General features: G+C 36.9%; 18 protein-coding genes, 1 other RNA gene and 1 other annotated feature. Of the genes, 3 read left to right on the forward strand and 16 right to left on the reverse strand.

Annotated features, from left to right (window positions below; all coding sequences use genetic code 11):
* Positions 1 to 525 precede the first annotated feature (525 nt).
* The 7 genes from GHD00_RS09085 to cymR form a co-directional block, all read right to left on the reverse strand.
* Positions 526 to 1599: an AI-2E family transporter gene (locus GHD00_RS09085; RefSeq protein WP_163537846.1), complete on the reverse strand. Its 1074-nt coding sequence runs from the start codon at positions 1597 to 1599 to the stop codon at positions 526 to 528.
* 4 nt (positions 1600 to 1603) lie between these two features.
* Positions 1604 to 1825 carry a hypothetical protein gene (locus GHD00_RS09090; RefSeq protein WP_163537847.1) on the reverse strand — a complete coding sequence of 74 codons (222 nt, stop codon included), beginning with the start codon at positions 1823 to 1825 and terminating at the stop codon, positions 1604 to 1606.
* Positions 1826 to 2078: 253 nt separating this feature from the next.
* Positions 2079 to 4466, reverse strand: a complete 2388-nt coding sequence (gene recD2 / locus GHD00_RS09095) for an SF1B family DNA helicase RecD2 (protein WP_163537848.1) — start codon at positions 4464 to 4466, stop codon at positions 2079 to 2081.
* A gap of 15 nt (positions 4467 to 4481) precedes the next feature.
* Positions 4482 to 5150, reverse strand: a complete 669-nt coding sequence (locus tag GHD00_RS09100) for a tetratricopeptide repeat protein (RefSeq protein ID WP_481810384.1) — start codon at positions 5148 to 5150, stop codon at positions 4482 to 4484.
* A gap of 84 nt (positions 5151 to 5234) precedes the next feature.
* Positions 5235 to 6344: a tRNA 2-thiouridine(34) synthase MnmA gene (gene mnmA / locus GHD00_RS09105; protein WP_163537850.1), complete on the reverse strand. Its 1110-nt coding sequence runs from the start codon at positions 6342 to 6344 to the stop codon at positions 5235 to 5237.
* Between the two features lie 15 nt (positions 6345 to 6359).
* Positions 6360 to 7505, reverse strand: a complete 1146-nt coding sequence (locus GHD00_RS09110; protein WP_163537851.1) for a cysteine desulfurase family protein — start codon at positions 7503 to 7505, stop codon at positions 6360 to 6362.
* An 18-nt stretch (positions 7506 to 7523) separates the two neighbouring features.
* Positions 7524 to 7943, reverse strand: a complete 420-nt coding sequence (cymR, locus tag GHD00_RS09115) for a cysteine metabolism transcriptional regulator CymR (RefSeq protein ID WP_163537852.1) — start codon at positions 7941 to 7943, stop codon at positions 7524 to 7526.
* A gap of 287 nt (positions 7944 to 8230) precedes the next feature.
* Here cymR and GHD00_RS09120 point away from each other — a divergent pair, with 287 nt between their 5' ends.
* Both GHD00_RS09120 and GHD00_RS09125 read left to right on the forward strand, forming a co-directional pair.
* Positions 8231 to 9496, forward strand: a complete 1266-nt coding sequence (locus GHD00_RS09120) for a replication-associated recombination protein A (protein WP_163537853.1) — start codon at positions 8231 to 8233, stop codon at positions 9494 to 9496.
* Positions 9497 to 9628: 132 nt separating this feature from the next.
* A complete protein-coding gene (locus GHD00_RS09125) occupies positions 9629 to 10342 on the forward strand; it encodes an RsfA family transcriptional regulator (protein WP_163537854.1) in 714 nt (237 codons plus the stop codon).
* Positions 10343 to 10435: 93 nt separating this feature from the next.
* Here GHD00_RS09125 and ssrS read toward each other — a convergent pair.
* The 3 genes from ssrS to hisS all read right to left on the reverse strand — a co-directional run bounded on the left by ssrS (position 10436) and on the right by hisS (position 13759).
* Positions 10436 to 10628: non-coding RNA, 6S RNA (gene ssrS, locus GHD00_RS09130), on the reverse strand.
* Positions 10629 to 10723: 95 nt separating this feature from the next.
* The gene (gene aspS, locus GHD00_RS09135) at positions 10724 to 12481 is read right to left on the reverse strand and encodes an aspartate--tRNA ligase (RefSeq protein WP_163537855.1); all 1758 of its coding nucleotides are present in this window, start codon (positions 12479 to 12481) and stop codon (positions 10724 to 10726) included.
* A 15-nt stretch (positions 12482 to 12496) separates the two neighbouring features.
* Positions 12497 to 13759 (reverse strand): histidine--tRNA ligase, encoded by a 1263-nt coding sequence (gene hisS / locus GHD00_RS09140; RefSeq protein ID WP_163537856.1) that lies wholly within the window; start codon positions 13757 to 13759, stop codon positions 12497 to 12499.
* Between the two features lie 72 nt (positions 13760 to 13831).
* Positions 13832 to 14061 (reverse strand) — a binding site (T-box leader).
* Between the two features lie 311 nt (positions 14062 to 14372).
* Here hisS and GHD00_RS09145 point away from each other — a divergent pair.
* Entirely contained in the window at positions 14373 to 15035 is a 663-nt protein-coding gene (locus GHD00_RS09145; protein WP_163537857.1) for an N-acetylmuramoyl-L-alanine amidase family protein, read from the forward strand.
* Positions 15036 to 15566: 531 nt separating this feature from the next.
* Here the strand turns inward: GHD00_RS09145 and dtd are convergent.
* From dtd to secDF, 6 genes are all read right to left on the reverse strand, one after another.
* Positions 15567 to 16019, reverse strand: a complete 453-nt coding sequence (dtd, locus tag GHD00_RS09150) for a D-aminoacyl-tRNA deacylase (protein WP_163537858.1) — start codon at positions 16017 to 16019, stop codon at positions 15567 to 15569.
* A gap of 25 nt (positions 16020 to 16044) precedes the next feature.
* The gene (locus GHD00_RS09155; protein WP_163537859.1) at positions 16045 to 18246 is read right to left on the reverse strand and encodes a RelA/SpoT family protein; all 2202 of its coding nucleotides are present in this window, start codon (positions 18244 to 18246) and stop codon (positions 16045 to 16047) included.
* Between the two features lie 218 nt (positions 18247 to 18464).
* On the reverse strand, positions 18465 to 18977 hold the full coding sequence (locus GHD00_RS09160; protein ID WP_163537860.1) for an adenine phosphoribosyltransferase: 513 nt from the start codon (positions 18975 to 18977) through the stop codon (positions 18465 to 18467).
* A complete protein-coding gene (gene recJ / locus GHD00_RS09165) occupies positions 18967 to 21303 on the reverse strand; it encodes a single-stranded-DNA-specific exonuclease RecJ (protein ID WP_163537861.1) in 2337 nt (778 codons plus the stop codon). The genes GHD00_RS09160 and recJ overlap by 11 nt, the downstream gene beginning before the upstream one ends.
* 57 nt (positions 21304 to 21360) lie before the next feature.
* Positions 21361 to 21699, reverse strand: a complete 339-nt coding sequence (locus tag GHD00_RS09170) for a LapA family protein (RefSeq protein ID WP_163537862.1) — start codon at positions 21697 to 21699, stop codon at positions 21361 to 21363.
* 340 nt (positions 21700 to 22039) lie between these two features.
* A complete protein-coding gene (gene secDF, locus GHD00_RS09175; protein ID WP_163537863.1) occupies positions 22040 to 24301 on the reverse strand; it encodes a protein translocase subunit SecDF in 2262 nt (753 codons plus the stop codon).
* Between the last annotated feature and the right edge of the window lie 40 nt (positions 24302 to 24341).

Genomic DNA, 24341 nt, shown 5'->3' on the forward strand with positions numbered 1-24341 from the left:
ATTTCGCCTCCAATAAGTTTTGATCTATTAAAAACTGGAGCTGTCCTAAAAGTCAACTCACTGTACACTCAACTGGAACATAACTCGCTTTCCTTTGGCTCCCCACAAGCCTCGTGAGTAATACCCCTCACTGTGGGGTTCTTAGGCTCTCTATCCCACAGGAGTCTCATATATTCCAGCTACTGTAATCCTTACCTTCTATGAACTGAACTTATGAGACAGTCCGTATTAAAAAACTCTCGACCCTGCATATTGCAGGGACGAGAGTATGATTCCGCGGTACCACCCTAATTATAGTCTTATCTATTTAAGACTATCTACTTTATCTCGGATAACGGTGATGGTACCGGCAGGGATTAGCTGCACTTAGAACTAGCTTCCATGACCATTGCATTTAGAATTTCTTTCAGCCTAGGGAAATTCCTCTCTTCGTACATTATGTATACAAATGAGTAGTCATGTACTCGGGTTCTTCAACGTATTCATAATATTTACTTTCGCTAGCATATTATAGAAAAGTTTTGCTTATCTGTCAATTTGTTTAACTTGCTTCATAATGAAAGGAATAGAGACTCGACCAATGGCAAGCAGAGGTATAGCTAACAGCATTCCAATAATACCGGCTACTTTTGCCGCTAAAAACAAGGCAAAAATAAGGTAAACAGGGTGAATGTGAATACTTTTCCCTACAATAAATGGCGATAATAAATTACCTTCTAATATTTGAACTACTAACACGACTCCAATAACATAAATCACCATTTTAGTAGAAATGGTTAAAGCGATTAACACTGTCGGTATCGCTCCTAAAATAGGACCAAAGTAGGGAATAAAATTGGTGAGTCCAATGATAATCCCTAAAATGAGTGCGTAGTTCATGCCAATCCATTTCAATAATAGAAAGCTGACAAAGCCGACTAAAAAGCAAACCAATATTTGTCCTCGCAAATACTGACCTAGACTATCTTCTATTTTTTTTGCTAATGTTTTCGTGAAATCTTGAAATTTAGATGGAATGACTCTCAGAATACCTCTTCCTAATATCTGATAATCCTTTAAAAAATAAAAGGCAAGAATCGGAATAACTGCAAGCATAACAAATATATCGAATAACATGGGGATGTTTTTTACAAACCCTGTAACGCGGTCTCCTAACGTATCCTCTGCATCATGAAACAACACATCTAAGCGGTCATGAAATTCCTCTGGTAAAAAGGATGTCTGACTATAAATATTGTATACAAACGAACGATAAGCATCCATAAACTGTGGAATGTTACTCTGTAATTCTCTCAATTGATGGATGAACACTGGCAATGAATAGTAGATACCTAAGCCAGTTCCCGCAAAAAATAAGAAATAAATAATTAATATGGCAACTGGTCTAGGTATGTGGTAATGGTGTATTTTTTCCACAACAGGATGGAGCAAATATGCAATTAACCCTGCCATTAGAAAAGGAAATAACACGTGTAAAAGCATGAGCACGAATTGCTTATAAAATGGAAACAGTACATATAATAAATAAATGAATAGGACAAATAAACAAAGAATAACTAACTGTAATGCAATTCTAATTCTTTTAGATTGGTTTGCCATATGGTTACCTTTCTATTCTGCGTTCTTCATCTGTAAATAAGTCGTCTAAAGAGCTTAACGACCCATCCATTTCTACCTCATGAAGATGCAGCATGTTATTCTGAACAGTAAGTTCAATAAAGCAATTCCAACAATAGTACTGTTCTGGACCGATAATGCCAATATCTTTGCTTTGACAGTTAGGACATAGCACAGTTCTTCCCTCACTTTTCCTTTTTGCTACCATCCTTGCCCCATTATTGTTTTTTTATACCAATTATTTGAAATAAGTAAAGTAAAAAAATTTTATTTAAAAAATAAACCAAGTTGTACAATATTTACTGCGGCATAAAACTACAAAGAATACGAAAATGAACTTCATGAAACAATTTTGGTAGTCACTAACTTTTATCCTTGTGACAGCTTATATAACGCTATATGGAGAGATTTCCTCTATTTGAACAAAAAAAAGCATGCCTTAATTTTTCACCAGAGGCATGCTACTTGTTTGACTCTTCCATAAAATCATATGGCGAGAAATCTTCTTGTTCTATTTCTACTTCTAGCAATTGTTCATCAGCGGATTTTACTTCCTTTTCTTCGTTTTCCTTCTCCTCTTGTTCTTCCTTTACACCAAACAATTCATGCAAATGCTCTACTAACGATGTATACCTTCTATTTTTATCTTCCGTTTCCACACCTGTTAAAAATGCTTGTTTATCTCCACAAACGATTAATGATTCTTTCGCTCTAGTAATAGCTGTATAAATAAGATTTTTTCTAAGCATTCGATGATAACCTGGAATAATTGGCAAGATCACAATCGAAAACTCACTTCCCTGTGATTTATGAATAGAAGTGCAGTAGGCATGCATCAAGTTCATTAAATCAGTCTTAGCATAAGCGACTTCTCGTTCGTCAAAGGATACAACTAATTGCTCTTCTTGTTCTTTGTTTTCATCCTTTTCAAAAATGGCAACAACTTCGCCAATATCTCCATTAAACACACCATCTTCTGGTTGATTCACTAACTGAATCACTTTATCACCTTTTCGATAAACAACCTCACCGAATCGCATTTCTCTTCTTCCAGGCTGAGATGGATTTAACATTTGCTGTAATGATTCATTCAAGCGATGAATCCCTGCTTTAGAACGATACATCGGTGCTAACACTTGCATCTGGCGTAAATCGACCCCTTTATCCTTTGCTTTTTGAACAATTCGCCTTACTATTTCGACGACTTGATGTTCACCACAACTGAAAAAATTAAAGTCAATTGCCTTTTGTAATTCCTCTTGCTTGATTTGTCCATTTTTAATGTCATGTGCTAATTGGATAATTTTGGATCCTTCTTTTTGTCTATAAACCTCTCGTAATTGAATCGAACGAATGACACCGCTGCTTAATAAATCAGCTAAAACTTGCCCAGGTCCAACAGACGGTAATTGGTCCTCATCTCCTACTATCAGAACTTGCATATCACTAGGAATCGCTCGAAATAACTGATAAGCAAGCCATGTATCCACCATAGAGAACTCATCAATAACTAATATTTTTCCTGATAACTGGTTATTTTCGTCTTTATCAAATGTTTCTTGCCCGTCCCATCCTAATAATCGATGGATCGTTACACTATCGATGCCTGTTGATTCATGCATTCGTTTAGCTGCACGACCTGTTGGTGCAGTTAAAATAAAAGGATAATCTTCTTGATCATCGTAATCATCTTTATCTATAGACAATTCGTGAATGTCAGCATACGCATTAATAATCCCTTTTATGACCGTTGTTTTCCCTGTTCCAGGACCACCTGTTAAAATCATCATTTTTTCGCTTAAGGCGGTCTCAATCGCTTGGTATTGTTCCTTTCCATAGCTTAAAGACTCTTCCTCTTCTAAATCTCCAACTATTTTTAATAAGTCGGCATCGGTAAAAGATCTCGTTATTTTTTTATCTGTAATTCGCTTTATTTGAGCACAAAATCCAGTCTCTGAATAGTATAGCGAAGGCAAATAAGCCTTTTGTTCGGACACAATAATCTGCTTTTCTTTGTTTAATTCAACTATCTGCTCAGTCATTTTATCAACCGCTATTTCGTTTAATTCACCTTCTAAAAGTTGATCCATCTCTGTTAATAGAACGTCTAACGGAAGAAAAACATGTCCATTTTGGATACTATTTTGCAATATATAAATACAAGCTGCCTGTATTCTGGTTGGGTGATCTAAAGATAATCCGTTCTGTTGTGCAATTTGGTCTGCTCTTAGAAATCCAAAGCCTTCCACCTCGAACACAAAGGCATAAGGATTTTCTTGCAGCTGTTCTAAAGTCAGCTCTTTATGAGCACTATACATTTTTTGAGCTAACTTTAACCCAAAACCATATTTAGATAATTCCACCACAATATGCTCAAATCCCTGATTTTCCTGCAAGACTTGATAGATTTTTTCTCTTTTCTCTTTTGGTATCCCTTTTACTTGCTCCAAAGCTGCCTTATCATGCAGTATGGTTGACAGAGCAGTTTCTCCTAATGTATCCACAATTCGTTCTGCTGTTTTTTTACCGATTCCCGGAAATAAATCACTAGATAAGTAGGCGATAACTCCTTCTTTTGATTCTGGTAAAAACCGTTGATAGCTGTCTACCTGAAATTGACGTCCGAACTTTTTATGTTCTACCAGCTTTCCATAGAATTCATATGTTTCTCCAGGGTCCAGTCTGCGTAAGTACCCTTTCACGACTATTTCTTTTTCTTCAATCGCTTGGTTTGTTTCGATGACTTTAATTTTAGCAATGGAGAAATGCTCCTGTTTGTTTTCAAAAATCGTATAGATCATTTCTCCCTTTATAAAATTTTTTTGATCTACGACTTGTTGCATTTCCATCGCTAATAGACCCCTTTATGAATCATTTTCCTCTAACATTTTCTCAATTTGACTTTTGCCATTTGCAGCTAACATGTGATCTGGCTGAATCTCGATTGCTTTTTCAAAATGTTGTAAAGCATCCTGTACCTTTTCGTGGTATAAACTAATAACACCTAAATTATAATGGGCGTCACTATGGTTTTCTTCTAATTCCAGCACTTTTTCAAAAGTATCTTTAGCAGCTTCTAACTGTTCTGTCTGCGCTAATGCTAGACCATATTGGAACAAAGTAGCTTCATCTTCTTCATTTAACTCTGTCGCTCGCTGCAAGTACGGAAGTGCTAGTTTAAACTGTTCATCATATAAAAACGTCATGCCAAGCATTAAATAAACATCTGCTTCTTCTAAGCCTAATGAGATAGCTTTTTGATAATATTCTTTTGCTTTATCATACACATCTTGTTCAAAATAGGCGTTCCCTAAACCATAAAAAGCTGTTGCTGCACTTTCATCTAGCTCGGTAGCGCGCTGATAGAATCGAATAGCTCGCTCATAATCTTTCATATGTAGTAACAAGTTTCCGAAATTAATATAGTGAACGGGATCTTTTGGATTGTTTTCAATCGCTTCTGTAAAATATTTTACCGCTTCTTCTATTTTTCCTTCTTTCATATATTGAATTCCTTGGTCCATGTTTAACAACCTCCACACTTCATATTTTACTTGATTTTTATAAAAAAACAAAGATGGGACAGCCTTTTGACAAAGTGCTGTCCCTACTTTCCCTTACCCAACATAATCTAATGCTTGATCATTCTTTATGATTTCATCAATGGTTCCACCGCCAAGGCAAACATCCCCATCATAAAAGACGACCGCTTGTCCTGGTGTGACAGCTCGCTCTGGCTGATCAAAAACTACTTTTACTGTGCCTTCATTGTTTGGATATACAGTAACACCACTATCTTTTTGGCGATAACGGAATTTAGCTGTACATGAAAAGGAATCTGTTGGAGTTTCATTAATCCAATTGACTTCAGAAGCTACTAAACCGTCCGAATAAAGCGCATCATTATGATAATCTTCCCCCACATACAGGATATTATCTTTGACATTTTTTCCAACAACAAACCATGGGCCTCCTGGACCGCCGATGCCTAGCCCTTGACGTTGCCCAATGGTATAGTACATTAATCCATCATGTTCGCCTTTTACTTCTCCATTTAATGTTGTCATTTTACCCGGTTGTGCTGGCAAATACTCACTTAAAAAGTCTTTAAAGTTTCGTTCACCAATAAAGCATATTCCAGTACTATCTTTTTTAGTCGCGGTTGCCAGTTCATGCTCTTTGGCAATACGGCGCACTTCTTTTTTTGGCAGATGACCTAACGGAAACATCACTTTTTCTAATACTTCTTCAGATAATTGATTTAAGAAATAAGTTTGATCTTTGTTATCATCTATCCCTCTCACCATTTTAACACGATCTCCCTCACGTCTTACTTGTGCATAATGACCTGTAGCGACATAATCTGCACCAAGGGTTAACGCATGGTCTAGAAAGGCTTTAAATTTAATTTCTTTATTACACATGACATCGGGATTAGGAGTTCTCCCTGCTTGATATTCTTCTAAGAAATAAGTAAATACTTTGTCCCAATATTGTTTTTCAAAATTTACTGCATAGTAAGGAATATCAAGTTGGTTGCATACACGCACTACATCGTCGTAATCTTCTGTTGCTGTACACACTCCATTTTCATCTGTATCATCCCAGTTTTTCATAAATATACCGACAACATCATAACCTTGTTGTTTGAGCAGTAAAGCCGTGACAGAAGAGTCTACGCCACCACTCATTCCAACAATAACACGTGTGTCTTCTTTTCTTTTCATGGTTGTCACCACCTTCTATAATGTTGTTAATCTCTTCACGATTGCCGCTACCTTTTTGGCTGCCTCTATGACATTATCTTTGTTATTTGCATATCCAAAACTAAAACGGATAGAATTTGTTGTACAAGGGTTTTCTTCACTATGCATAGCACTTAAAACATGTGAAGGCTCCACAGAACCTGCTGTGCATGCACTGCCGCTTGAAGCTGCAACACCGCTAAGATCAAAGTTCATTAATAAGGATTCGACATTTGTTCCAGGAAAACTAATATTAACAATCGTTGGAACTCTGTCACTTTCTGCTCCATTAATAGAAAAGGAAACAGCTTCTTCCTCTAATGTTTTTAAAAAATGAGATTGATAATCCTCATAGGTTTTGAAGTGTTCCTCTCGTTTCGACTGAGCTATTTCAATTGCCTTACGAAACCCTGCTATAGAGGCTACATTTTCCGTTCCTGGCCTTCTTTTTCGTTCTTGCTCTCCACCATGTTGCAGTGCATGTAAAGTTACATCTTTTCCAACATACAAAAAACCTAACCCTTTAGGTCCATTAATTTTATGAGAAGATACAGTTAACAAATCTATTTGCATATCTTTCACATCTATCGGATTCATTCCGTATGCTTGTACAGCATCTGTATGCAAATATGCTTGATGATCCGCCAATATTTTACCAATTTCAGCTATTGGCTGAATCACTCCTGTTTCGTTATTTACCATCATAATCGAGACAAGAATCGTTTGATCTGTTAATGCTTGTTTTAATTCATCTAAATCAACAACACCATTTTTATCCACATCTAAATAAGTGACGTTAAATCCTTGTTTTTCTAAATATTCTGCCGTGTGTATCGTTGCATGATGCTCTATTTTCGTCGTAATAATATGATTACCATTCTCTTTATTCGCATATGCTGTACCTATTAAGGCTAAATTGTCTGCTTCTGTACCGCCACTTGTAAATACAATTTCTTTTTCGGTAGCATTAATCGACTTAGCTGCTATCCTTCTAGCTTGATCTAACACTTGTCTTGCTTTTCGCCCGTAAGAATGAATGCTAGATGGATTCCCAAAGTTTTCTTGCAATTGTTCTGTCATTTCATGAATGACTTCTGGATGTACAGGTGTTGTTGCAGCATGATCTAAATAAATTGCTTCCATGAATGTTCAACCCTTCTATTAAATATAAAACATGTAAGGATCTTGTGTACCTTTTTCACCATAATTGGATAAATCTTCTAATGTCGTTGTATCCAGTACATCTTTAACAGCATCTCGGATTCGTATCCAAAGCTCTTGCTTGGCTGGCTCTTCATCCTCAATTCCTTCAACAGGTGTAATCGGACCTTCTAAAATACGGATGATATCACCTGCTGTTATTTCAGTTGACTTTTTAGATAAGACATAGCCTCCATAAGCTCCTCGCACACTTTTCACTAAGCTCGCATTTCTCAATGGAGCTACTAACTGCTCTAAATAATGCTCAGATAAATCATTTTCCTTTGCTATTGTCTTTAATGATACTGGACCATTACCAGCATTTTTAGCAAGAGCAATCATGATGGTTAATCCATATCTACCTTTGGTTGAAATTTTCATTGTTCCACCTCATTTTCCCCAACAAATATATCTATATTCGAATGACGAAGTATTGTATTATTTGCTATTATAGCATGAATGGTATACTAATAACATGATACAGCATAAGCTGTTTTTCACGGTGAACAATCGTCCGTAACCCTCACCACTTCATTAATGAAAAATTAAGAGGGATAACAGACGCTGTCACCTTGATAAGTTTCTCTAACATACTTGCCTATATTAAAAAAGGGAAGAAAAATTGTCAAGTTGATTGTTTTACATAGAAAGAAGAAAGGATGTCCTATATGGCAAATCAACCACTTGCATTTCGAATGAGACCAAAACATATAGATGATGTCATTGGCCAAACCCATTTAGTTGGTCAAGGAAAAATGATTAGAAGGATGGTAGAAGCAGAACGTTTACATTCCATGGTATTATATGGTCCACCTGGAACAGGGAAAACCTCCATGGCTATCGGTATTGCGAACAGTCTTGGCATCCGATATAAGCTGCTAAATGCTGCCATTGATAAGAAAAAAGACATGGAAATTGCTGTGGAAGAAGCAAAAATGACTGGTGAACTTGTCGTTATATTAGATGAAGTGCATCGATTAGACAAGGCTAAACAAGATTACTTACTCCCTCATGTAGAATCAAATCTTATTACTTTAATTGGATGCACAACTAGTAATCCATATCATTCGATCAATCCAGCTATCCGCAGTCGTACACATATTTTTGAACTTCATCGTTTAGAAAAGCAAGATATACTTGAAGCAATAGACAGAGCAACAGGTGATAAGGAAAATGGATTGGGAGAATTAGATCTGATGATTGACCCTAAAGCAAAGGAGCATTTCGCTAATGCAGCAAATGGTGACCTAAGAGCTGCCCTTAATGGTATAGAGCTCGCTGCGTACTCCACACCTAAACAAGATGATGGAATCATCTTGATTGACTTACATCAAGCAGAAGCTTGTATGCAAAAGAAAAGCTTTTCCCACGATAAGGATGGAGATGCGCATTATGATGTTTTATCCGCTTTTCAAAAATCTATTCGTGGAAGCGATGTTGATGCAGCTTTGCACTATTTAGCTAGACTAATTGAAGCTGGTGATCTCGATAGCATTACGAGAAGAATGCTAGTATGTGCTTATGAGGACATTGGATTAGCAAATCCACAAGCAGGCCCTCGAGCGCTCGCCGCAGTAGAAACTGCAGAGCGAGTTGGCTTACCTGAAGCAAGAATTCCACTAGCTGTAACAATTGTAGAATTATGTCTATCACCAAAATCAAACAGTGCTTATACAGCACTAGACGCAGCATTAAACGATATACGAAGTGGAGATACTGGTGACATCCCTATTCATTTAAAGGATGCACATTATAAAGGGGCAGAAAAGTTAGGAAGAGGTATAGATTATAAATATCCTCATGCTTATGAGAGCGGTTGGGTGAAACAGCAGTATTTGCCTGATAAATTAAAACATAAGCAATACTATTATCCAAAAGAAACAGGTAAATTTGAAAAGGGGCTTAAACAAATTCATGAAAATATGAACAAATAAGGTTTAAATCACTCGATTCTGGTCACAATAGAAACTAGACTCACGCATTTTTTACCAATCTATTAAACAATAGTGATAAATATCTTCTAGAAAAAATGAAAAATATACCAGAATCACAAGGAGTGAAAAGCCATGGCAAAAGTACGCCAAGATGCTTGGTCACATGAAGATGACCTTTTATTAGCAGAAACCGTTTTACGACATATTAGAGAAGGTAGCACACAACTAAAAGCATTTGATGAAGTTGGAGACAAATTAAACCGAACTTCTGCTGCATGTGGCTTTCGCTGGAATGCAGAGGTGCGCCAAAGTTACGAGCAAGCTGTGCAACTAGCGAAAAAACAACGCAAAGATAGAAAGCGTGCAATAGCACATCAAAGACAAGAAAAATCTTCTGCTAACCTACTATCGACTTTAGAGAGTCAATCAACTCCTGAGTCTCCAGTAGAAGAGATCATTGATGAACAAGAATCATTCCCGATCTTTAATCGTCAAAAGGAAACGAAGCCCATTCCACAAGAAGCTTCTCCAGAAATGGATAATCTCGATCAAGTTATTCAATGTTTACAGTCTATGAAAGAAGAGCAGGTTCAAGCGCAACATTCGATGCATAATCAGGAAAGACTAGTTGCTGAGAACAAAGAACTACAACAAGCGCTTGATCAACAACAGAAGAAAGTGAAAGAGCTTGAACAGGAGCTATCCATGATGAAGGAAGACTATCAAGCATTCATGCAAATCGTCGAGAGAGCAAGGAAAATGGTGGTATTCGATGAAGAACAACCAAGACCAACTCCTAGATTCCGTATGGATAAAAACGGTAATTTAGAGCAAGTAGCTAAATAGTCTACCTGTTGTTTTAATCTATTACATTTACAAATAAAACTCCACGGTGAAAATCCGTGGAGTTAAAGTATCACATATGTAGAATTAGAAAAATCCAATCCCAATTGTGCCGTCGATTTGATTAGTTTTGATCCCGCTCTTGGCAGGTGGGTGCCCTGTCCCATACTTCATGCTTCCACATTCTAAAGTAAGTAAGTGGCATGCACACCGCACAGGAACTCCAGGCTCCCGATGTAATTGGTGTTCGGTCAAAACATTAGTAATCCGACGTACACATCAGGATTGGATTATTGTGCCTTCATTTATTGTACTTAAATAATAGCATATCGTATCAAAGATTTCAAGCGAATATCTTTATATTCATTTTACAATCTCTTTACATTATTTTAACTTTAAATGAAGCTCCTGCAATTGCTTAGGGTCAACTGCACTAGGAGCATCTGTCATCGGATCTGACGCTGATGCGGTCTTAGGGAACAGTATTGTATCACGTAAGTTCGTATGTCCTGCTAGTAACATGATAAAACGATCAAATCCAAATGCAATACCACCATGTGGTGGTGCTCCATATTCTAATGCTTCAAGTAAGAAACCAAATTGTTCTTCTGCTTCTTCCTTCGTAAAACCTAGTTTCTCAAACATTTGATTTTGCATTTCTTTTTGATAAATACGTAAGGAACCGCCACCTAATTCATATCCATTTAAAACAAGGTCATAAGCTTGTGCACGCACTTCACCTGGGTTGGCATCCAATTTATCGATGTCTGATTCAAAAGGCATGGTGAAAGGATGGTGTGCAGCATGATAGCGGCCTTCTTCTTCATCATACTCTAACAACGGCCAATCCGTTATCCATAAAAACTCAAATTTGCTTTCATCAATTAACTGATGATCTTTCGCTAATTTTAAGCGTAATGCACCTAATGTATCATAAACCACTTGTTTTTTATCGGCTACGAAGAATAAAATATCCCCTGCTTTTGCATCTAGCAACTTCCTAAATTGCGATTGTTCTTCTTCTGAAAAGAATTTCGCAATTGGTCCAGTTAAAGAATCTTCCTCTACTTTTAACCAAGCAAGTCCTTTAGCCCCATAAATCTTAGCAAAGTCAGTCATCCCATCCAGGTCCTTACGAGAATACTGATCTGCTTTTCCTACAAGATTAATAGCACTTACTTTCCCGCCAGATTCTATTGCCTGTCTAAACACTTTAAAACCAGAGTCTTTCACCGTTTCTGATAAGTTCACAAGCTCCATACCGAAGCGCACATCTGGTTTATCGGAACCAAAGCGTTCCATTGCTTCATCATAAGGCATACGTTTAAATGGTACAGCAATATCTATACCTTTTACCTCTGTCATAACTTTTTTCATCATTCGTTCTGTCATGGATAAAATATCATCCATCGTCATAAACGATGTTTCAATATCTATTTGTGTAAACTCTGGTTGACGGTCTGCACGTAAATCTTCGTCACGGAAGCAGCGAGCAAATTGGTAATACTTCTCAAAACCTGAAACCATAAGTAATTGCTTAAATAACTGTGGGGATTGAGGCAATGCATAGAAATATCCTTCGTGAACACGGCTCGGTACTAAATAGTCCCTTGCACCCTCAGGCGTACTTTTTGTTAACATAGGTGTTTCCATTTCTAAAAACGCTTCGTCATTTAAAAATTGACGAATCACTTGAGTTGTTTGATGACGAATTTTAAATGTTTTTTGCATCGCTTCCCGACGCAAATCCAAATAGCGATATTTTAATCGAACATCTTCTGAGATATCAATATCATCTGTCAAAGAGAAAGGTGGGTTTTTCGCTTCATTAAGGACAGTGATATCTTCTGCCATTACCTCAATGTCCCCTGTATCAATTTTCGGATTAACCGTGCTTTCGTCACGTTTCACCACTTTCCCCTTCACTTCAATTACATACTCACTACGTACACTATCAGCTATTTCTAGTGCTTTCTTAGATAATTCAGCATTAAAAACAACTTGAACGACTCCTGTTCGATCTCGTAAATCTATAAAAATAATTTCTCCCAGATCTCGTCGTTTCTGCACCCAGCCTTTTAATAATACCTCTTGTTCCACATGCTGGCTTCTTAAAGTTCCAGACATTGTACGATTACTCATTATCATATATCCCCCTTAAACTTTTTCTTTTATATAAGATGTAATATCATCAAGTGACATGGTTTCTTGATCACCAGTTTCCATATTCTTTACTGAAATTTGATTGTTTGCTAGTTCATCTTCTCCCAATACAAGGACCAAACGAGCTTGCAATCGGTCTGCTGCTTTAAATTGAGCTTTCATCTTTTTGCCTTGATAATCTCTATCTACTTGAATGCCAGCTCCACGCAATTCATGGACTATAGCAGAAGCCTTCAAGTTCGCCTCATCCCCGAGTGCCACGACATAACAGTCTAAACGTTCATCAATTGGCAATTCTATTCCTTCTGCTTCTAATGCCATTAGTAAACGTTCAATACTTAATGCAAAACCTATACCTGGAGTTTCCGGTCCGCCTAACTCTTGGACAAGACCATTATATCTTCCACCTCCAGATAATGTAGTGATAGCTCCAAATCCTTCTGCATCGCTCATTATTTCAAAAGCTGTATGATTATAATAATCTAAACCACGCACTAGATTTTCATCAACAACATAAGGTATATTCATGGCTTCTAAATACGCTTTTACTTTTTCAAAATATTCGTTTGATGATTCATTTAAATAATTCAAAATAGATGGAGCTGTCGCCATTGCTTGATGATCATGATCTTTTTTACAGTCTAAAACTCTTAACGGATTTTGCTCTAATCTTGTTTGACAATCCGTACAAAGTTCATCCTTTACAGGTGAGAAATGATCAATCAGTGCTTGGCGGTGATTTTCACGGCTTTCTTGATCTCCTAAGCTGTTAATGACTAATTTTAATGATTGAAGACCTAGATCGCGATAGGCATTCATCGCTAGTGCAATTACTTCTGCATCTATTGCTGGATCAGCACTTCCTAAAGCCTCAATACCAAACTGCACAAATTGTCGCATTCTCCCCTGTTGTGGTCTCTCATAACGAAACATTGGACCAATATAAAATAACTTAGTTGGTTGATTGGGAGAACCATATAGTTTATGTTGGACAAATGAACGAACAACCGATGCTGTACCTTCTGGACGCAAAGTAATACTGCGATCCCCTTTATCTTGAAAGGTGTACATTTCCTTCTGTACAATATCCGTTGTATCCCCAACACCTCGTTGAAAAAGCTCAGTATGTTCAAAAATAGGCGTCCGGATTTCTTTATAATGATATCGTCTGCTCAGGTCTTTTAATTTTTCTTCAACATATTGCCATTTTTCTGTTACGCCTGGTAATAAATCTTGTGTCCCTCTGGGCGCTTTCATTAGAAAATCCCCCTTTTCATTATGTATGAAAACTAACATTCATTTAGTGACATAAAAAAACTCCCACCCCTAAAAAGGGACGAGAGATTACCCGTGTTGCCACCCTGGTTGAAGCAGTGCTTTCCACAACAACTACTTCCACTTAAACAGTTAACGCCTGCATACGTTTATACTTACTCATTTCAGTATAAAGCTTCCAGAATGTCTTTCATTGAGTCAGATAGGAAGAATTCTTACAGCCTATGGAATTCTCTCTCTTGCCCACTGATAACATCAACTACTTTTTCCTTCATTAGCTTTTCATTCATGAATGTTGTAAAGTTGAATTGCTTTTATCATAATCTTTGCTTTCACCATTTGTCAAGTTTGTTTGAGGTTTTTCTTGTATTTTTGTGTTGATGGGAAGGAAATATGAAATGGATGCGTTAACTCCGTTTTTTCCTCTTGTAATTGCAACTCAGAAAAGCAGTGTATATTTACTGTTTGACTAAAGTTCATTTTCTCATGTTGTAAAGATTTACTTGCCTTTCGCATGGTTTCATCCTTTTTTCTTTATTTTTTCGAATTCGTTCGTTATCATCAATTTATACCTTAGAAATAAGGGGTTGTCTAATTGCGTACAAGTAATCGTTCTGTAACCGTAGCATTATCCGTTTTTCTTATATTGTCCCTAATGCTTATGATTTATACACAACAAAAGGATGACCATCGCCTTCATAAGGAATATGATTTTACTGGTAAGCTGATCGTACTTGATCCAGGTCATGGTGGACGAGATGTAGGGGCTATCGGAGTAAGTGGTGGATATGAAAGCTATTATACATTGCATACAGCAGAATACATAAAAGACCATTTAGAATTACGAGGAGCAGAGGTAATATTAACAAGAGAGCAAGATGAAGATTTGTTATTAACCGAACGTTCTGAAATATCTAACTTGTTAGATGCAGATGCCTTTTTAAGCATCCATTATAATAGTACCAGTCAAGCTCCAGAGGCTGCTGGTATCAGCACTTATTTTTATCATAACCGTGATCAAAAACTAGCAGAGTTTATACAAACTCAACTCTTATTACATACAGACTTGAATGATCGCCGGATTCACCAAGAGAATTTACAAGTTTTAAGAACAAATAACCAACCTTCTCTTTTATTAGAGCTTGGGTTTATTTCCAACGAAGAAGAAGAAAAAGTAATACAAACAGAGGAATTTTTAAACCAAATAAGTAATGGAATCACAAACGGGCTAGCCCAATATTTTTTATATAAAGAATGAGGAGCTGACTAAAGAAAACTCGTCGATTAACGAACCTTTCGCTAAGTTAGAGACGTAATTGCCCTTATCTATCTTCCTGATCGTAGTATCTACGTCGAATTCACTTCATCTGTAACACGATATGAATTCTGATAAAGTAAAAAAGTCAAGAAAAACAAGGCAAAACCCGCCTAGTCCTTCATGATTTTTCTGACATGCTAAATTTCGTAGTAGAACAAAACTGCGCAATAGTATGGGGTGAGTGCATAAATACCGCTCCAGAAATATACTTCGCTTTCCGCGGGCAACGCTTCAGCTTCCTCGGTGCAAGGGAGCAAAGCTGTTATTTCAAGTAGCCCCCTGGCTGAGGTGCTGCCCCCGGAAAGCGAGTGTTTTTCCGCAGCGCCGATTACGCGCTCATCGAGACAAGTGGAGGAAAAACTTCCCCAAAGTTACTGCACAGTTTATGGATATTACGAATGAATTTTATAAAAAAAGACACCTTACGACAAGATGTCTTTTATACTTAATATGAATTTAAGCTTTTCTCATTTATTTCTTACGATCCTCTGAATCGATAATCATTGTCACAGGTCCTACGTTGCTAAAAGTGACGTCCATCATTTCTCCAAAAGAACCGGTTTCTACGTCAACTCCTTCTTCCTTTAAACGTCTGTTTACTGTTTCATAATATTCTTCTGCTATATCTGGCTTAGCTGCTTGCATGAAATTAGGTCTTCTCCCTTTACGTGTATCTGCATACAGCGTGAACTGGGATATAGATAGAATACTCCCTTCAATATCTTTTAAAGACAGGTTCATTTTTCCTTGATTATCCTCAAAAACCCGTAAATGAATCATTTTGTTTACAATATATTCTATATCTTCTTCTGTATCTGTATGAGTTACACCAATTAATGCAACATATCCATGATTAATCTTGCCGATTATTTGATCATTGACCTTTACAGATGCATTTTTTGCTCGTTGTAATACTACCTTCATTTGCTATTCTTACCTCACAATTTCTTTATTGAATGGTACGTTCTACTGTATAGACATCTTGGATTTGCTTAAGACGTTCAACAATTCGTCTTAAATGACTAATATTATGAATGAGAATTGTCACATTTATTATGGCAATTTTATTTCGGTCTGACCGACCATTTACTGCAATAATGTTTGTTTTCATCTCATTGATCACTTGTAATACGTCATTTAATAAACCTCTTCGGTCATACCCTGATATTTCAAGGTCCACATGGTATTGTTTCGTCTCCGACTTTTCATTCTCCCATTCCACATGTATCAAACGACTCTTAGCACCATCTGTATCTACATTAGGGCAATCCATTCGATGTACAGAAACTCCTCGACCTTTCGTGATATAACCTACAATTTTATCACCTGGAACAGGGTTACAACATTTTGATAAGCGTATAAGCATATTGTCGACGCCTTCTACTTGAACACCAGAGTCTCTTTTAGAACGCTTTTTCTTTGTTTGTGTTGCATTCACTTCTTCAATGGTTTCTTCCATATCTTTATCTTTTTCTTGCTGCTGGCGAATCCTTTCTGTCAGCCTTGTGACAATTTGAGAAGCTGTAATACCATGATAGCCAACAGCGGCAAACATATCTTCCTCTGTTGAAAAATTAAATTTGTTCATTGCCAGTTGAATATTATCACTTAATAATATTTCTCGAGGCTCAAATCCATTTGCTTTGATCTCGTACTCAACTAACTCTTTACCTTTTGCGACATTTTCTTCTCGACGTTGCTTTTTGAAAAATTGTTTAATTTTATTTTTAGCTTGAGATGTCTGGGTCATTTTCAACCAGTCTTGTGACGGTCCATAAGAATGCTTAGAAGTCATTACTTCAACAATATCACCATTTTTTAATGGATAATCTAATGGCTCCATTTTCCCATTAATTTTAGCACCTATCGTTTGATTCCCAACTTCTGTATGAATTTTATAAGCAAAATCAATTGGTACGGAACCTCTAGGTAATTCTATGACATCGCCTTTTGGTGTAAAAACATAGACCATGTCAGAAAATAAATCGACTTTTAATGATTCCATAAACTCTTCTGCATCATGTGCATCGTTTTGCCATTCCAATATTTCTCTAAACCATGCTAACTTATCCTCGTTGGATTGCTGATTGGGTTGAACCGTTTTACCTTCCTTATACGCCCAATGTGCTGCAATCCCGTATTCGGCGATTTCATGCATTTCTTTTGTTCTGATTTGTACTTCTAACGGGGCTCCTTTAGGCCCTATAACGGTTGTGTGCAAAGACTGGTATAAGTTAGGTTTTGGCATTGCAATATAATCTTTAAAACGACCAGGCATCGGCTTCCAACATGTATGGATAATGCCTAATACAGCATAGCAATCCTTAATACTGGAGACAATGATTCTGACAGCAAGAAGGTCGTAAATTTCGTTAAATTGTTTTTTCTGGATCATCATTTTCCGATAAATACTATATAAATGCTTTGGTCTGCCAGAAAACTCTGCTTGTATATTCACATCATCAAGCTGTTTTTTGACCTCATTCATCACTTCATCAATATATTGTTCTCGTTCTTCACGTTTCTGCTTCATAAGATGGACAATGCGGTAGTATTGTTGCGGGTTTAAATAACGAAGTGCCGTATCTTCTAATTCCCACTTAATAGCTGATATTCCAAGACGATGTGCTAATGGCGCAAAAATTTCTAATGTTTCATTTGAAATTCGCCTTTGTTTTTCTGAAGGTAAATGTTTCAATGTTCGCATATTATGAAGTCGGTCTGCCAGCTTAATTAAAATAACCCGTATGTCTTTTGCCATTGCAATAAACATTTTTCGGTGATTTTCTGCTTGCTGTTCTTCTTTCGACATATATTTTATTTTCCCTAGTTTTGTTACACCATCCACAAGCATCGCAACTTCTTCATTAAAATAGGCAGAAAGATCATCAACGGTTACAGATGTATCTTCTACCACATCATGAAGAAAGCCCCCAGCGATTGTTTCGGGATCTAGGTTTAACTCCATTAGTATCCCGGCAACCTGAACAGGGTGGATGATATACGGTTCTCCAGACTTACGGAATTGTCTGCTATGCGCCTTCTCTGCGAAATCATATGCGCGTTTAATGAAACGTATATCCTCGTCATTCAAATAACTTTTCGCTTGTTCAAAAACCTCTTCAGGTGCCAAAATTTTATCTTTTGCCATGTTATCACCTTTTACTATTAGACTATCCACTTCAGTTGAAAGAAATGTGTTTTATATATCATAACAAATATGAATGGATTTTTCCTTATATTCAGTATCATTTATCGACATTTTATTTAATAAAGCGCTGTCATTGTAATACCTTGTCTGACCTTACCCTTAATGCAAGGGCATAGTAAAAGAAAGAGCACTCAACACGAAGAGTACTCTTTCCAATCTTAGTAGTCCATCAATGTAAGAACATCATAACCTTGCAACTTGTCACGACCGTTCAAATAAGTTAATTCAATTAAGAAAGCACAACCTACCACAATACCGCCAAGTTCTTCCACTAACTTGATCGTTGCTTCAATAGTTCCACCTGTAGCTAATAAATCATCTGTAATTAAAACACGCTGCCCTGGTTTTATAGCATCCTTATGAAGGGTTAAGACATTTTTACCATACTCTAATCCATAGTCCACTTTAATGACTTCTCTTGGTAACTTTCCTTCCTTACGTACTGGCGCAAATCCTACTTCAAGTGCATATGATACAGGGCAACCAACAATAAAACCACGTGCCTCAGGGCCCACCACTATATCAATTTGCTTTTCCTCAGCATATTTTACAATTTCATTTACTGCTGATTTGTATGCAGGACCATTATCCATTAATGTCGTTATATCCTTAAAGCGCACTCCTTCTTTAGGCCAATCTTCTACAACCGTAATATATTTTTTATAATCCATAAGCCATTTCCTCCTCCGGCACCTGAGTTTTCTCCATTTGCTCAGATATCCATTTTTTTAATTGATGATATGATGAATAATATAAAATTTCTTCTACCTGCATTCTATCGGACATTTCTTGATAAAGCGCAGACTCTGTTAAATCTTTCTTCTCAGGATTATTTTTTGGAATAATATTCGCTGATTCCTTTGTTACAAAGTTCAAATCATGAAAAACTTGAAACATAAACTTGATTTTTTCTAGTTTCCACCCTTTAAATTCAGAAAGTTTCGGTGCATCTTTTTTATAGTTGAAATATCCTCGCTTTAAAATAAGCTGGTATAACCACTTAAATTCTTCTCTTGTCGGCATTGATTGAAAATAATTGCTTTGCTGTAATTGAAAACACGCATAAATTCTTTTCACTTGAATCTTTTCTAAAACTCGTGTCAATTCATTTAATTGTTGTGGTAAATCTAAAATATACAAAGAATCTATAGATTCATTCATATCGATTAGTTCTGAAGGTTGCAAGATTTGGTTTATTCCAGGTACTACTGTATCTTGTTGGAATTTAAGATAATAGCTGCGCCTTACTTGTTGATCTAATTGTTTTTTCCACTTGGAAGTCCCTCTAAAATCAAACAATTGCCAGTCATTGACGGCCATATCTTTCATTAACAGTTGCGGCTTTTGAATACCATTCCATTCGTTTACCTGAAGTTCTCCAACTACCTCCATAGTTGTCTGTTGTGCAAGTTGCTCATATTGATCACCTAAGCCAAAACCAATGCTGTCTAATTGCACTCCTTTTGAAGTAAATTTTAACTTCAAATGACTTTTCGTTGCACCAATTTGTCGTATTTCAGTCGGTATACCTTCTAAATGAAACAGCGGCTTTGGATTCCCCATTCCAAAAGGAGCAAAGCTTTCCAGATTTTTCACAAGCTCTAACGCCATATCTTGTATATTCAATCTCAAATCTATATTTAATTGTGGCTTAAAATCCTCTGAAGTTAACTGACTTTTAGCCAGATCCTCTAACTGTTGCTGAAGTTCTTTTATATGGTCAACTGGTAAGGTCATACCAGCAGCTTGGGCATGACCGCCAAAATGTGTAAAAAGCTCTTTCACTTTCATACAATTTTGAAACAAGTCGAAGGCATCAATACTTCTGGCTGACCCTTTTGCTTGAAGTGTCTCCGGATTAATCGTTAATACGATAGCTGGACGGCTATAGGTTTGTACTAATTTGGAAGCGACAATTCCTAGTACACCCTGATTCCAACCTTCTCTTGCAACGACTAATACATGTTGATCTTCTAAGTTTTGATTTTCTTCTAAAATATGAATGGCTTCTTGTGTGATCTCTCCCACAATTTTTTGTCTCTCTGTATTTAAATCTTGTACATAATTCGAAAGCTCTTCCGCTTCCTCAGGGTCTTGTGTAAGTAAAAGGTCCACTGCTAAGTTAGCATCTTGTAATCTTCCAACCGCATTTAATCTAGGTGCAATGCGAAAACCTATATCTTCTTCACTTACGGTTCCTTCAATAGAACAAAGCTTTTTCAGAGCTTTAACCCCTGCTCTGCTTGTTTGTGTCAATGTTTTTAGACCATGTTTCACAAGAATTCTATTTTCATCTACTAATGGTACTAAGTCTGCTACGGTTCCAATTGCAACTAAATCTAAAAATTGTTTCGGAAAATAACCTAATAAATGGGTAGCAAACTTAAATGCTACTCCTACCCCTGCTAGTTCTTTAAAAGGGTATGCATCCGAACATTTTGGATGAATAATCGCATAGGCTTCTGGTAATTGTTCTTGTACTTCATGGTGATCGGTAATGATCACATCCATTCCGCGCTTTTGCGCCAATTCAACTTCGTCAATCCCTGCAATGCCATTATCTACTGTTATAATTAGCTGAAAACCTTGCCGGTAAGCTTCTTCGAATGCCTCTTGATTAGGACCATACCCTTCTGTAAAGCGATTTGGAATATAGTAATCACACATAGCTCCACTTTCTCTTAAGGCTTCCACCATAACGGCTGTGGAGGTAACACCATCCGCATCATAATCACCATAAACCAGGATACTTTCACCTTGTTCGATTGCTTGCTTTACTCTTGATATAGCACGATCAATGGAAGAAAAAGAAGCAGGATCACATAATTGATCCAAACTTGGATACAAAAATTGCTCTGCTTCCTCTTCTGTTCGAATCCCTCTTTGCCATAATAATTTTTTTAAAGTATCGGGCAGATCTACACCCTTCAACATAGCTAGTTCTTCTATTTTCTCTTCATTATATGTAAACGTCCAATTAGATTGGCTTGATAACATAAATTCACCCCTGACTCACTTATTATACAAAAGTGTTTCAAGGGTAGCAAACAGAATTTATTTTTTGTCCTCGGCATTTTTTAACAATTCGTTCGAATTGTAGTGATCACTCCTATTGTCAACCAACACATCCGGTTCTTCATATATTTCTGTTCTTGTTTGGCTTTCTTGTTTCAATCTACGAATTTCTCTTTGCAGCTGAATCAGCCGAAATACTCCAACTGTAGCTGTTATTACTGCCCCCATTAACACAGAGAATAATATCACTAAAATTAGTGGAGCTTCACCACTACCAAAAAGATAGTTCACTTCAACAGGATCGACATTTATAACTGCAAAAATCGCAATAACCACTGCAAAAACCACCGATAAAATAATATATGATTGTCCTCTCACCTATATCTCCCTCCTTTTATCACTTACAAAATTTACGTCTTTCAATCCTTTACCCTTAAATTAACCGCACTATGCATGCATCATCTATCAAAAAACAAATCTTCATTCATTCCTCGTTGTTTTACGACACAATTGAGCAAAAGTGCTGGGATACGCTCCACCAAGATACTACGGTTTCCACAGCGTCGATTAAGGACTCATTATAGCAGAGCAGCAGGGAAACTTCCCCATAGTTGCTACGCAGTATCTTTCTATTGTGCCATGAGATTGATTATAACTTTTTAGAAAGCACTTTAGATAATACTAAAGAAGCTGGCATTTTCATGCGCAGCTTCTTTGATTAGACTTGTGGTCCATCGTTATATTTCTTTTCTGTGTAGTTGATTGGGTTTTCGTTGATCGTTTTTCCTCTCCATACAAGCCAAATTTGAGCTGCAATAAAGAGGGAAGAATACGTACCAGCTATTAATCCGACAACTAACGCAAAAGCAAAATTAGTAATGGATGTTGCGCCGAATATTAAAAGCATCAATGCCGCAAATATTACGGTTAAGACCGTATTAATACTACGTGCTAAAGTTTGCATTAAACTTTTGTTAATAACAGCCGCAAGTTCCGTAAAGGAGCGGATTCGTTTTTTCTTCTTCAAATTTTCCCTAATCCGGTCAAAGGTGACAATGGTATCATTAATCGAGTAACCGACAATCGTCAATATAGCTGCGATAATCGTAATGTCAAACTCTAACCTCGTTATACTAAATAACGCAATGATAAAGAATGCATCATGTAATAGAGCTAATATCGCTGTAAGTGCAGAATAAAATTCAAATCGAATCGTGACATAAATAATAATCCCAATAGATGCATATAGCACGGCCATGACCGCATTTTTTGCTAATTCTTTCCCAACAACCGGCGAAACGGTATTTATCGTTGGTGCACTTCCATATTGTTCTTCAAAATAGCTGCGAACTTCTGCAACTTTTTCTTGTGATAACTCTTTGTCAAAGCGAGAGACAGCAATGTTTTGGTTATCACCAGATAAAACAATGGGACTGCTTGGCGTCAGCTCCAAATGCTCATATGCTTCTTCTATTTCTTCTGCTGTTAAGCTTTGATCAGCTAACACTTCCACACGAGATCCACTTGTGAAATCAATTCCGACATTTAATCGGAACAAAGCTAAACAAATAATGCCTAAAGCAATCAACGCAATCGATAAACGGAAAAACTTTTTTCGGTGTTGAACAAAATCAAACTGACGACCAAAAAAGGTTGGTTCGACCTCTTCTTTACTGTTAATATCCTGGATTTGATCCTCTTTCACACCAAACCAGCTAGGGCGTTTATTTAAGAAATTACTTTTTACCCAAAAACCTAAAAACAGTCGAGAACCGAATACTGCTGTCACAAAACTCAAGACAATGCTCACCATTAATAATGTCGCAAATCCTTTTACAGAACTTGTACCAAAGATAAAAAGGACAGCCGCCGCGATCATTGTTGTAATGTTTGCATCAAAAATGGTAGATAAAGAATGTTGATTCCCTGCTTTAAAGGAAGCTTTTGTCGATTTTCCTTCTTTCAACTCTTCTTTAACCCGCTCATACGTAATAATATTGGCATCTACTGCCATCCCTACACCAAGCACTAATGCCGCTATGCCTGGCAATGTTAAAACACCGTTCATTAATTGGAATACAAGTAATACTAAATATATGTATATACTTAAAGTAATCGCTGCAATAACCCCTGGGAATCGATAATAAAAAATCATATATAAGAAAATAAGGATAACGCCAATTACACTAGCAAAGACGGTTTTTGCTAAAGCCTGCTGTCCAAATTGAGCTCCAACTGAAGTAGAGTATTCTTCCTCTAAGTTTACTGGTAAAGAACCAGCGTTTAAGATATCTGCTAACCTTTGTGCAGAATCAATCGTGAAATCCGGCCCTTCTATCATAATATCAGTTGTTCTTAACACTCGATCAAAACCAGGTGCAGAAATAAATTTTGGATCCGTTTTGGCTGCTTCTTCTTGATAAGAATCTCCTTCTTCATAGTCCATCCAGATCACAATTCGATTAGGAAGATCTGGATTTTCAAAAATTTCCTTTGTAGCATCACCAAAACGATCAGCATCTTTAAACTTTAACGTAACAATCGGTTGATTCGTATCTGGATCAAAGTCTTGTTTAGCACTTCCTTCTTTTATATCTGAACCATCTAGGTACTCTTTGTCATTCACATCTCGAAAAGAAAGCTGTGCGGTAGTGGATAACATTTCACGTGCTTCATCTTGGTCTTCTACTCCTGCAAGCTGAACACGAATTCGATTTGGTTCTTCAATATTAAAACTAGGTTCACTAATTCCAATCGCATTGACACGCTCTTCTAAAATACGTGCTGTTGCCTCTAATTGATCTGTTGTTATTTCTTGATCTCCATCAATGGGCTCGACATCATATAAAACTTCAAATCCACCTTGTAGATCTAAACCTAATTTTATTTTGTTTGCTACGTCTGAGTATGTCGTTCCAATCGTTGCTCCTAAAACTAATACAATAAGAAAAAAAGCAACGAGTCTTCCTCTTTTCACCATATGTAAGGCCTCCCCAATAGTTTCACACCAAAACCATATT

The organism is Gracilibacillus sp. YIM 98692 (assembly GCF_010993965.1).
GTDB lineage: Bacteria > Bacillota > Bacilli > Bacillales > Amphibacillaceae > Gracilibacillus.